The sequence below is a fragment of the Paenibacillus sp. FW104-T2 genome, from assembly GCF_058789975.1.
In genome coordinates, this window is the sequence record NZ_JBYTCE010000022.1 from 13127 (window position 1) to 25622 (window position 12496).

General features: G+C 44.4%; 10 protein-coding genes. 3 read left to right on the top strand and 7 right to left on the bottom strand.

Annotation, left to right across the window (positions count from 1 at the left end; genetic code table 11):
- Positions 1 to 256 precede the first annotated feature (256 nt).
- From AC3WQ3_RS23230 to AC3WQ3_RS23245, 4 genes are all read right to left on the bottom strand, one after another.
- Positions 257 to 949 (bottom strand): hypothetical protein, encoded by a 693-nt coding sequence (locus AC3WQ3_RS23230; RefSeq protein WP_492473724.1) that lies wholly within the window; start codon positions 947 to 949, stop codon positions 257 to 259.
- 145 nt (positions 950 to 1094) lie between these two features.
- Entirely contained in the window at positions 1095 to 1823 is a 729-nt protein-coding gene (locus tag AC3WQ3_RS23235) for an amino acid ABC transporter ATP-binding protein (RefSeq protein ID WP_127535854.1), read from the bottom strand.
- The gene (locus tag AC3WQ3_RS23240) at positions 1816 to 3264 is read right to left on the bottom strand and encodes an amino acid ABC transporter substrate-binding protein/permease (RefSeq protein WP_492473725.1); all 1449 of its coding nucleotides are present in this window, start codon (positions 3262 to 3264) and stop codon (positions 1816 to 1818) included. Before AC3WQ3_RS23240 ends, AC3WQ3_RS23235 begins: the two co-directional genes overlap by 8 nt.
- Before the next feature lie 379 nt (positions 3265 to 3643).
- Positions 3644 to 4879, bottom strand: coding sequence for an MDR family MFS transporter (locus AC3WQ3_RS23245; protein WP_492473726.1), 1236 nt, complete (start codon positions 4877 to 4879; stop codon positions 3644 to 3646).
- Between the two features lie 139 nt (positions 4880 to 5018).
- Between AC3WQ3_RS23245 and AC3WQ3_RS23250 the strand changes: the two genes are divergently transcribed.
- Positions 5019 to 6788, top strand: a complete 1770-nt coding sequence (locus AC3WQ3_RS23250) for an ABC transporter substrate-binding protein (RefSeq protein WP_492473727.1) — start codon at positions 5019 to 5021, stop codon at positions 6786 to 6788.
- A gap of 114 nt (positions 6789 to 6902) precedes the next feature.
- Here the strand turns inward: AC3WQ3_RS23250 and AC3WQ3_RS23255 are convergent, their stop codons facing one another.
- On the bottom strand, positions 6903 to 8624 hold the full coding sequence (locus AC3WQ3_RS23255; protein WP_492473728.1) for an ABC transporter ATP-binding protein: 1722 nt from the start codon (positions 8622 to 8624) through the stop codon (positions 6903 to 6905).
- Positions 8625 to 9076: 452 nt separating this feature from the next.
- On the opposite strand from AC3WQ3_RS23255, the gene AC3WQ3_RS23260 reads away from it, so the two are divergent.
- Positions 9077 to 9889 carry an undecaprenyl-diphosphate phosphatase gene (locus tag AC3WQ3_RS23260; RefSeq protein ID WP_492473730.1) on the top strand — a complete coding sequence of 271 codons (813 nt, stop codon included), beginning with the start codon at positions 9077 to 9079 and terminating at the stop codon, positions 9887 to 9889.
- A gap of 186 nt (positions 9890 to 10075) precedes the next feature.
- On the opposite strand, the gene AC3WQ3_RS23265 is transcribed toward AC3WQ3_RS23260, so the two are convergent.
- A complete protein-coding gene (locus AC3WQ3_RS23265) occupies positions 10076 to 10702 on the bottom strand; it encodes a spore coat protein (protein WP_492473731.1) in 627 nt (208 codons plus the stop codon).
- A gap of 176 nt (positions 10703 to 10878) precedes the next feature.
- Between AC3WQ3_RS23265 and AC3WQ3_RS23270 the strand changes: the two genes are divergently transcribed.
- Positions 10879 to 11376 (top strand): spore coat protein, encoded by a 498-nt coding sequence (locus AC3WQ3_RS23270; protein ID WP_336779970.1) that lies wholly within the window; start codon positions 10879 to 10881, stop codon positions 11374 to 11376.
- A gap of 95 nt (positions 11377 to 11471) precedes the next feature.
- Here the strand turns inward: AC3WQ3_RS23270 and AC3WQ3_RS23275 are convergent, their stop codons facing one another.
- Complete coding sequence (locus AC3WQ3_RS23275; RefSeq protein WP_336779969.1) at positions 11472 to 12332, bottom strand: manganese catalase; 861 nt, start codon at positions 12330 to 12332, stop codon at positions 11472 to 11474.
- Positions 12333 to 12496 lie beyond the last annotated feature (164 nt).

Below are 12496 nucleotides of genomic sequence, written 5' to 3' on the forward strand. Positions count from 1 at the left end.
AGCAGTTAATAGTGTGAATGATGAGCAGGATCCTCTGTTCACATCATATGGGCGAGTAGCACGATCAACAATCGTGCAATCGGCCAAATCATGAACCAATCGCTTATACAGCAAGCTTTTGCAGGATCGGTTCATTCGGTGGAGAATCGGTTGGTAAGGGTAAAAGCATCAAAAAGGCCGCCTCATATGGCGACCTAAAATGTGTAACACTTTAGCTTTTTTGTTCGGGTTGCAATTCTTAACACGCTGAATGTAATCAGTCTTCAATCATTAGAGATCCGCTGTCGTTTGGATCATTAACCTCCTTAATTACGATAAGTAAGCCTTCTTCGTTAAATGCCTTTATTTCGAATGGAGTGCTTGCAGTCGAGGGAAGCAATACAAACCATATGTTTCTTTCAGCCCCCACCTCAACCAATTTAGCTTCAGTAGAAATCTGTTTCTCATTTTCCTTCGTTTCGACCGTTATCCGCTTGATTGCAGGGTTCAGTACATTTCCGAATATGATGGGAAAAGGAGATTCGATATGCTCCATTCGAGGCATACTCATATAGTCCATGGCCGACGGGTTTGAAGAAGATTTACTAATCCCGTATCCTCCACCCCATCCCCATTTCCAACCGAAAATCCGCTTTCGTACATATTCTATCTGAAGGTTACTGGATTCAGAGCTTGCTCTTTGTGTAAATACAATCATGCCGCCTTCCACTGGCTCTTCATGGATAATATGTGATGATAACTGTTCTGTTCTAAACTTTTGAATCGCGCTTTCGGGAGTCTTCCCGATAGGGATGTGTATGGTCTCATCCACTCCCAACCATTTGGACATCCGTTGATCTGAGAACCCTCCAGGTCTATCGTTAAGATAGACATAAGTTAACAATGCGGAGATCGAGAGAATAATCACAACAAAACATATCCCGATCCGTCGTTTTATTTGAAGTTTCAATATCTCCGAACCCCCTTGTTATTTAAAATAACTTACCAAAAAATAAAACCGTTCTAATATTACCATATTTAACCTCTTATTTTCTGATATATATATAACAAAAAAACCTTCAAGAACAGTGTCTTGAAGGTTTTTTCGCCAAATATTAAAGAACTTTTTCCAAAAAGCTGATGGTGCGTTCATGCTTCGGATTACCGAATATTTCGGCAGGCGTGCCCTGCTCTACAATGTATCCGCCATCCATGAAGATAACCCGGTCTGCAACTTCACGAGCAAATCCCATCTCATGGGTAACGATCATCATCGTCATTCCTTCGCTGGCGAGGTCCTTCATTACGCCCAGAACCTCACCAACCATCTCAGGGTCAAGCGCGGAAGTCGGTTCATCAAACAACATGACGTCTGGATTCATCGCAAGCGCGCGAGCAATTGCGACACGTTGTTTTTGACCACCCGAAAGTTTGTTAGGATAGCTATCCGCTTTATCTGACAAACCTACCCGATCAAGTAAACGAAGAGCCGTTTCTCTAGCTTGCTGCTCGTTGAGCTTACCAAGCTCTCTTGGTGCGAACATGATATTTTTGAGCACGCTAAAATGCGGAAACAAGTTAAAGTGCTGAAATACCATGCCGATATTTTCACGAGCTTTATTGATATTGGTTTTCGGATCATTCAGATCCTGGTCATCCACGATAACCCGGCCTGCAGTGATCTCTTCCAATTGGTTTATACAGCGCAGAAACGTACTTTTTCCCGAACCGGACGGGCCGATGACACAGACCACTTCGCCCTCGGCGACCGTCATATCGATCCCTTTCAGAACCTGATTCGAGCCAAAACTTTTCTTCAATCCTTCAACCTTGATTTTACCCACGGCGAACCTTCACCTCCAGATGGTCAGCGATTTTAGTCAATGTGATGATGACAATCAGATACATGATCGCAACCGTTAACCAGATGTCAAAAGAGGCGAACGTTCTTGCGATGACAATTTTACCTGATTGCGTCAGCTCCACCAGACCAATGACGGACAAGATCGACGTATCTTTCAGTGTAATAACCATCTGATTAATGAATGAAGGAATCATAACCCGGATGGCCTGAGGGATAACAATCTTCATCATCGCTTTGCGATAAGGAATACCCAGTGAACGGGCAGCTTCCATCTGTCCACGATCAATCGATTGAATCCCCCCGCGAATAATTTCGGTAACATATGCTCCGGCATTCAAGCTTAACGTCAGAATGGCTGCCAGGAACAGAGGCATCGTGAAGCCAAGCGCCTGCGGAATCCCGAAATAAATAAAGAAGGCAAGGACGATCAATGGAATCCCGCGGAATACATCCACAAATACCGTGGCTACACCGCGAAGGAATTTATTTTGTCCCACTTTCATAAATCCGAAGATCAAGCCCAGGATAAAGGCAAAAAACAGTGAAATAATGGTGTACAAGAGCGTGTTACCCAGACCTTTAATCAGGGATGGTAGGGATTTCTGAACCAACTCCCAGCGTCCCATAGTAGCGGTTGTTGGAGCATTTTCACCGAGGTATTTTTCGGTAATGCGGTCATATTCCCCGTTAGCCTTGATATTCGCTAGTCCGGTATTAAACATCTCCAGAAGCTCCTGGTTCTGCCCTTTGCTTACGGCAAACCCGTAGGAACCACCTTTTTCTTTATCGGTAACAATTTTAAGACCGTTTTTCTGATCGACCCCATAAGCTAGTACGGGGAAATCTTCGAAACAAGCTACGGAATTGCCGGTTTTTACATCATCATACATTTGTGAAGAATCATCAAACGGTACAATGGTAAAGCCATACTTTGAGGCCACAGACTCTGCAAAAGTATAACCCTCTGTTCCCGTTTTCACAGCAACTTTTTTACCTCTGAGGTCCTCGTAGCTTTTCACGGTATCGTTATTGGCACTAACGCCCATAACCACGCCTGATTCGAAATATGATTCAGAAAAATCAAACTTTTGTTTTCTCTCATCGGTAATACTCATCCCCGCAATAACGCCATCCACCTGGTTTGACTCCAGTGCCTGCACGGCGGCGTTAAATCCGAGCGCTTTAATTTCATACTTAAAATTTTGATCTTTGGCAATGGCATCAAGCAAATCCATGTCGATTCCGACAAAATCACCATTTACATCCTGAAATTCAAACGGAGCAAAGGTAATGTCTGTGCCGATGACATAAGTTTTGCTGGTGTTGGACTCTGCATCAGCCGCTCCCGCCCAACCGGATAATCCGGTCACCAAGAGCAGCACTAGCGAAAGTACAAAAAACGAGACCTTTGTTGTTTTCATATGTCCTCCCCTTCTCGGTCTACTACGTTACTGTGTTACATTTTTTTCAGACGTATTGCTCATTATACAGTCATAATCTTTTTGTGAAAATAAACAATTTAAATTTTAAGTATTGATTTCTTTTCCAATTATGATGCTCACGGTGTCACTACATAAGTATGCCTTGCCTTGACTCTTTATTTACCGTTGTAAAGCGCACTCCTCATATCTTTCATTCCTTAACCCAAACCATTTTTTGGTGAAAGTTGAGTATGTGTTTTTTCATGCTGGATTCGTTCGCAATATGTTTATCATTTACAATAATCCCTCTTTCAATCAAAAATGTTTTGTCTCAACCATGTACTTATAACTGTCAACAGCCGCACCTTCCATTACCTTATTAAGCACTCGCTTGAAACATTTTTTCTTTACGTTCTCTCGATAATTGATGCTGCCGTGCCTTCCATAGAAAAGGAAGTCCGCATGCAGTTGCGAGTGCCAGCGGAACAAAGACGGAACCCCCATTCGCTGCGCCAAAATGGCCAAGAAGCACTCCTCCAAATACAGGTGCTATCACACTGCCCAAATGATTAAAGCCAATGGTTCCAAAATAGATCCCTTTGTTCTCCGGTTTAGCAATCCGGTCAATGAACAAGTCCATCATGGTAAACAGCAGCACTTCTCCAATGGTAAACAGAATGACACTAATGAATAAAAGCACCAGACCGTCCGCCCAACCGAACATCAGCAAGCTTCCAGCAATAAGAATATTACCAAGAATAAGAGAGGCAATTGGCGAATAATGCCTGGCTGTCCGAACAATCGGGTATTGGACGAGGAGCACGGTCATGGCGTTAAGAGAGAACATGTAGGAGAAAATTCGGCTTCCGTCCTCTACATTCGGATTCAGGGTCAGATACTGAGCTAATGTTGAACCGAAATGTCCAAAACCCAGTTCGCAGAACGTTGTTCCAATGAGGACCATCAGGAATACCCGGTCTCTGGTGGTTGTACTCAGAGCAGCCCTCAGGCTTGGTGCAAGCGTGTTGACTGGCTTAGGGAGATCGGTATACCTAACGCTAAACTGAAACAACAAGACCATGCCGTACATCTCATATACCATGCCTGCTATGATAAACGGAAACGTCGATTCAGCCGATCCAAGGTAAAGTCCGATAATTGGACCAAAAACAACACCAAGATTAATCGCGGCATAGCGCAGATTAAAAACGAGCAGCTTGTGCTGTGAAGGAGTAATATCCGACAATAACGCGCGTGAGGTCGGCTCAAAAAAAGCGCGGCATAAGCCATTTAGTGTGTTGGCAATGAAAAATACCCATAAATGCTGCGCCGATGAAAAGATAAAAAAAACGCCTGCCCAGCTAAACACCGAGACCAGCATGACAATTGGACGACCAATCCGATCCGAGATGTATCCTCCGTAGAAGCTAATGAGTACGCCAGCCAGCGAGCTTACTGCAACGGTTAGGCCTGTTTCTGTCGGTAAAGCCTCCAATACGCGAGTTAAATAGATGGATAAGAACGGAATGCTCATGGATGTCACCAGACGTCCGAACATGGTACCGATAATGATGGTCCACGCCAAAGGGTGTATTTGCCTGAGAAGATGCTTCATAAGGTATATCTCCTATTCCGGGTGATTAAAAAAGGACTGCGCATGTCACTTTCATTAGTTATAATTGTAAGGATCAAAGGGGGAAATAAAAGTGTAAGCAATTCATTTTTCATTTCACCTTTTTTAAAGGAGCAGACCTATGGATATATACATCACACACTACCTTCGGCTTGTCACATCAGAGCAGCTTGCACTTCATGTGAATGAACCTGCTGCGATAACTATAGAAAACCTCTCGATCGCGCTATTCTGTACTCCACGGAATGTCAAATTCATATTGCGTAAGCTGGAAGCAGCTGGTTTCATTGTTTGGCAGCCGGGAATCGGCAGGGGACATCATTCCAAATTGACACTTCTAAAGAGTATGGACGAAGTAATGGAAGATCACTTTCTTGGCTTAATAAGCAATGGCAAAATGAAGGAAGCTGTCGAACTCATCGGTTCGCTGGAATCTTGGGACCTGAATGGCGTGGTCAGGCAGAAATTGCTGCGTTTGTTGAACCAGCAGATGGGTTTTCACAGCCATATGGAAACAAGCTCGGGTCAGGATGTACTTCGAATGATGCGTTCGCGCCGTCTGGGGAACCTGGATCCGGCTTCTGTTTACACGGCATTTGAGACTTATCTGCTTGGTCAGATCTGCAATACATTACTTACCTTCGATGCTCAGTCAGGAACATTTCAGCCAAGTCTTGCACATTCGTGGGAATGCAGTGAGGACCATAAGATGTGGGTCTTTTATCTGCGTAAGGGTGTCCGGTTTCATCACGGACGCATCATGACTTCAGCAGATGTGCAGTCAACGTGGCAGCGTCTGCACGAGGTCCAAAGTCCTTCGCTATGGTTGTACCGGGATATCGCGCACACTGAATTAGAGGGTGATTACTGCATTCGTTTTTATCTTCATCGGCCCAATCGTTTTTTTCTGCACCTGTTCAGCTGCATTCCCATGACCATTCTCCCCTATGATGTTGACAGTTCCAATCAACTGATCGGTACAGGTCCATTCCAGATTAGTGAACTAAATAATGATGTGCTCGTACTTCGTGCATTTGACAGCTATTATGGACTTCGTCCCCTCCTTGATCAGGTATATATCTGGTTTGTACCGGATTTGGGCAGCCAATACCGACATTACGAATTGCAAGGAAGCGAACGCTTGAATAAACCTTCAAATGATGAAGCAACGAAAGATATTGATTATCCTGCACTCGGATGTCAGTATTTGCTGTTTAACTTCCAGAAGCCTGGTATCCACCATCATCCCCATTTTCGGCAAGCACTGAGAATGGTGTATGACTCTGCAGCTCTGGTCGCTGAACTGGGAGAGAATCTGATTACACCCGCTAGCAGCTTTCTCCCATGGAGAAGTGCGCAGCAGCACTGGTCCGAAGCATCGCTTGATCATGCACATGAATTGCTGGACAGCGGTTATCAGGGCGAAACCTTGATTCTGTCTTGTACCGTTAACAAGGATATGCGTGTTGCTCATTGGATACAGCAACGTGCAGCAGCAATTGGACTGCACATTGAGGTGGCTGCTTCCATCGACAACCTCCAGCCTCAAGAGACATCGTTTGCGGATTTGATCATGGCGGAGGAGATTCTGGAGCAGGATTGGCAATACGGCATGATTCATTATTTCAAGACGTCGTCCAATCAGTTCAATGCCTGCATGTCACCTGAGCAGATGTCCATATTGGATGATAAGCTGGAGCCTTTTGCACAGTTGGATGAACCTGATCGGATAAGCCTGCTGAATGAAGCTGAGGATATATTACGCCGTAATTGCTGGATATTGCATGGGGCCCATGTGAACAAAAGGGCTCAGCTTAATTCGAGCCTTTCAGGCCTTCAGACGTCGGACTTTGGTTTTATGGACATTTCTAAGATATGGATTAAGCAGTAAACTAAAAAGAGGACTTCCGTCCAATGACGGAAATCCTTTTTTATTGTTATCTTCTGATCTGTTCTGGAACAATCCGAACCTAAGCTATATAAGAAATGGATCTACCCACCACCATCATTCAATCGGCTGCAAAGCTTGCTCTGCGTCCTTTCTTAGCCACAGTTTCCGGAATGGTTCACAGTTCTGAATCAATTTGTCGAAAGGTCCGTGACCGACAATTTTTCCTTGGTCCATAACCACGATCTGATCAACCTGCCGGATGAAGTTCAATCGATGTGCGACGATAATGACCGTTTTGCCGCTGAACTCTTTCAGAATCGTTTCCATGATGCTTTTCTCCGTAATATTGTCCAGAGCCGACACCGGTTCGTCCAGAATCAACACGTTTCTGCGCTGTAACAGGATTCGGGCGAAGGCAAGACGCTGACGTTCCCCGCCGGACAACTTCAACCCTCTCTCGCCAACAAGCGTGTTTAATCCGTCCGGCCATTTTAGAATGGTATGTTTCAGATGAACTTTATCCAACAAATCGTAGATAGCTTCATCCGAAACCGATTGATCAAAACAAATATTGTCCCGGATGGTCGCATCGAAGATTGGCGTCTCCTGTGACAAATATGAGATATGGTCATAGTAGCTATTCAGCTTCAGCTCGTCGATATCCACGCCATCCAACAGCAGCTTGCCACTGTTCTTTTTTAACAGGCCGGTTAACAGCTTGATCAACGTTGATTTTCCGCTCCCACTCATGCCAACCAGTGCAACGGAGGAACCTCGGGGAATGATCAGCGAGATATCATGTAAGATACGATCCCCACCATAACCGAATGAGACGTCGCGAAACTCCATCTTCCCCTTCAGCCCCATCACTTCATGACCACGATCCAGGTTGCGGTCCTCCGGAGCTTGAATAAACGATTCAAAGCGCTTATAGGTCACTTGATTCAGCCGATAATCCACGAACAGCACGTTGAAAATGGCGATAGGTGTGTATATCTTTTCTATAAAAAGAAACAATGCCACAATAACGCCAATGGAGGAGACCCCTGTAATAACGCTCTTAACCCCAAAGAACAGGATGACAAGCTTAATGACGGTGATAAACACCTCAAATATCGCAAAAAAAGCTTCATGAATCATCCGCAGCTGCGCGCTTTTGTTAATCATTAACCGTGCTGATGCGCTGAGTTTCGCCATTTCCTTCTCATATCGTTTGTTCGTCCGAAATACAACCAGTTCCATGAATCCGCGTATAGAGTATCTGGAGATGGACTCCTGTTCGTTCAATATCGTTGATTTCATTCGGTACAGAAATTTCAAGATCAGGTTTGTTACTCCAAAAACGACGACATAACCAGCCGCAATAATAATCATAATCCGTGGATCGTAGAAGCTGATAAACAGCAGACTGAACAAAATCGTTGGCAGCAGTTCATGCAATGTTTTAAGGTAAAAACCATAAATGATCTCATTTCCTGCCTCTGCACCATTTTCGATGATTTTGATCATTTGTCCAGTTCCCACGTTTTGATAAGCCTGATAATCGATTTTTGCTATTTTGGCCAGTGCCATGATCTTCAATTGCTCGGTTAACCGCTTGGAGAGATAGACACTTGGATACTCATCCACGTAGTTCAGAATGATCGTCCCCACCAGAAGTGCTCCGTAGATCATGATCATATGGATCATCTCATCCATCTGATTAACCTCTATAGCCGTGTCCAATATTTTCTGGAAGAAAAGAATCCCCAAACTGCTGAATAGTTGAATGCCCCAGCCTAAGGCAACGTATAGGAAAATCCACCATTTTAATTGAAATAAACATTGTTTTAACACCGTTTTCCTGCCCCTTTATCTTTTAAAATGAGAAAAAAGCCAGGACGATTCCAGACATGGACCTGTGCAAGACCTTCTCTATGAGAAGGTCATTGTAGGTTCCATAGATCTGATGTGTCCTGGCCTGCGAACAAAATGATTGCCTGGGCACCATTCAAAGTTTCTAGTTTCATGCGATCAAATGGGCATACGAACCCCTTGATAGCCGGTACGCGTTTTAATCCGGCCCGAAAACTAGTTAATTCGAACGATACGGTAAGACATTCATTTCACCTCAATTCAAAAGATATGGTCTAGTATAATCGTTGACCTCCCTTAAAATCAACCAATTATTTCAAGTGAATCATGACGGTTTGATATTAAAACTTGCAACCCAACAAGAGAACAAGCTATGATCATGATAGAATGAAAACCTATGTATATTTTCAGGAAATAACGTCAAGGAGGAGAAGATGGAAGATATTATTTTGTGGTTGAAGTATATGTTCTTGGGTGTAGTTCAAGGAGCAACGGAGCCAATTCCCGTTTCTTCAAGCGGACATCTAATCATTGCACAGCGGCTGATGGGCATGAAACAAAACGGATTATCGTTTGAAATTCTAACCAACACAGCTTCACTAATAGCTATTGTTTTTATCTTTCGTGAAGATATCAAAAAGCTGATTGTTGGCGCAGTTCAATACCTTCGTACACGTGACCAGCAATACAGGGCAGAATTTATGTTTGTGTTATACATTATTATCGGGACGATTCCTGCCGCGCTCGCTGCAGTACTGTTGAAGGATCGAATTGAAGAAGTTTTTGCCTCCGTACATACCGTCTCCATTGCTCTTTTAGTTACCGGAGTTGCTTTGTGGCTCATTCGCAATCTGCGCGGCCGTAAACGTGATGGAGATCTGTCTACCAAAGATGCGATTCTCGTTGGACTGGCTCAAGCTGTAGCCCTGATTCCAGGGATCAGCCGTTCCGGAGCTACCGTAATAGCTTCCATTGCGGTCGGTATGAAACAGGAAACCGCGCTCAGGTTTTCCTTTATGCTCTATATCCCAATTAGCTTGGGTGGTCTGGTCATGGGAGCATCCGACATCGCAAACGATCCCAATCGGTCAGAGCTTGCCATTCCTTATCTGATTGCCTTCATAACGACACTCGTAGTCACGTATTTCTCAATGAGATGGTTCATGGGCATTATGGCTAAAGGCAACTTGAAATATTTCTCCTACTACTGTTTTATTGCCGGAACCTTATTGCTTATCTTTTTGTAATTTTAAGATCTATACCTATAATGGAACATCTGGCGTTCAGCCCGGTGTTCTTTTTTTATTGGTCAATTCGGAGCAAAAACTGCTTAAGTTAATATCCAACATTTATATATATGAACAAAGCGCATGACAAACCCCATAGTAGACATATTCATGTCCTCTATGGGGTCCGGTTTTACACGTTAAAGATTAGTGTGGCAAGTTTCCACCTGTTTGGGATGCAATCATGGATGGCGCGTACCCGTTCAGCATTTGCTGCATATCCTGCTGCGGGAGCTGTGGCACCTGATAGAATCCATTCTTGTTTTGATAACTGGAAATCTCATATGCCATCTCGATACAGTTTGGCAGTGAATCTGCCAGTACACGACGCACCACTGGGTTTGTCGATTCAAGCGCAGCCGTTGTTTTCATTACTGCTCCCGATTTCACTGCATTCAACATGCTCAGAGAGATGCTTTGGTCACAAATTTCAGTTGCCGAGAGCATTGGCTTCTTCGGTTGGCTTGGTTTCATGCCATATGTGAAGTCGTTGTCTTGTGACATTTTATAGCTTTGCGTCGGTTTGGATGGATCTTGTCCAGTTCTGAAGCATTCCAGCGTAATGTTGTACTCTTCGGACATAAATTGTTTTTGACGCAGCAAAATATCACGCAGTTCCGGATCTTGGACATGCTGACTCAGCATCGTATAGGTATTTAACGTATTAATGGCTCCAGCAAGCACCTCATGGACATCAAACATCTCATGTCCGCCATGGTTGAGTTGTGGTGGGATCGTACCTGTTTCAATGTTTTGATGATTTTGCAATTGCATATCGTGTAACCTCCTCATATTTGTCTGCTTTTTGGCGCAGTCCGAAGTTTATTATTGATTTTATGGACCAAGGATATGCAGAAGGCTTTTTTACATTTTTTATGTATTTCAACGGATCAGTAACCCTTGCTAATGTCGTGCATAGGCTAATGCATACCGTTTAGGAGGGATTTTAGTTGTATACTTATGAAGCTAACCGGCAACAGCATCTAGCATGGCACGAGACACTCGAGCTCCATGAATTAACTGCATTTCAGAGCAACCAATTAACACATTTTAAAATGGTAGTTAACGATGTGAAGAACCCTACCTTGCAAGCCTTGTACAAGGAGGCCATCATGAGCATCGAACAGAACCTGAAGGAGCTCTTGCAATACTTCCCTCTAGCCCCCCAAGGAAACAGAAACAGCGGAAATGATCAGGACATGACCGCGTTCTACGCGGGCCAGTTGCTCGGATTCGCCAAGACGTCCGTTCGGAGCTATGCCATTGCAATTACCGAAACGGCCACTCCCCAACTACGGGAAACGTTACAAAAACAATTAAACGGCGCCATTAACCTGCATGGCAAAGTGTTTTATTTTATGCTTGAACAGGGATTCTACCCTTCCTATGATCTTCCGAAGCTGCTGGCGAACGATGTAGCCATGGCCAACAAAGCAATTTCGCTATAAGCAGAAACACGATAACGCTGAGCAGGCCTTCGGGGGAATCGAATGCCTGCTCGCTGTAAATATTCCGAATACATCTGAACCATTCAATTGTACAACTAAACCATGGGCGGTAGGCTCTCCGCATTCTCCTTCCTGAGAGCATACGCCGGTGTATTATAAATGTATGGAGGTGCAGGAGGCAATTTGGGCGCAGCTGCAAGCGGCTGAGGATGCTGCACGTATTGAAACACGCCTTGACCATCCATGCTTGGTCCATGAGCCCAACGTCCAGTTGCACTTGCGTCTCCTCGCGAGAAATTAAACAGCACGTAGGATACCTCTTGTTTTTCCAATTCTCTCGGGAAGGTTGTTGGAACAACAACACCCTCTTTTTCTTCCAGCTCCTGAATAGCTGCGATCCATTGATTTTGATGCATCGTGTCTCGTGCAAGTAACCAGGATAGCATATCTCTGACCCCGCGATCATTGGTCATTCCATACAGTCTGGCAACCTGCAACCTCCCTTGAGACTCCGCAGCCAGATTATGTCTGAAGTCAGCAAGCAGATTACCGCTTGCAATTGTATATTTGGCGTTCCATGGATAACCGTTGCTATCTGTTGGTGCTGCTCCCAATCCAGTCACAATGGCATGTTGAGGATTGCTCCCCCCGAGGATAGCGTTGATGACAGGATCTTTAGCGGCTTCCTCCAATGTTGCCAGAGGTGCATTATCCAACAAACGCGCAATCATTGTAGCCAGCATCTCCACATGGGCGAGTTCTTCTGTCCCCGTGTCCATAAGTAAATCTTTATATTTTCCATCCCCGCGTACGTTCCAGCCCTGAAATAAATACTGCATAGCAACAGTGATCTCACCAAACTGTCCGCCAAGGACTTCCTGAAGTTTTCTCGCAAATACGGGATCCGGACGATCCGGTTTCGCATGATACTGCAATTCTTTGATATTGAAAAACAAACCATCACCTCATTTGTTGGGATAGGTGATTCTATGTCGAATACGCTGCAAACTTGCTTGTCATCAAAAAAATGCAATTTTACCCCCGGTGAGTCTCTACAATCAAATGTAGCAATGTACAAAAAAATAAAAAACCGTCCTTTAAGGACGGCCTCTATCACATT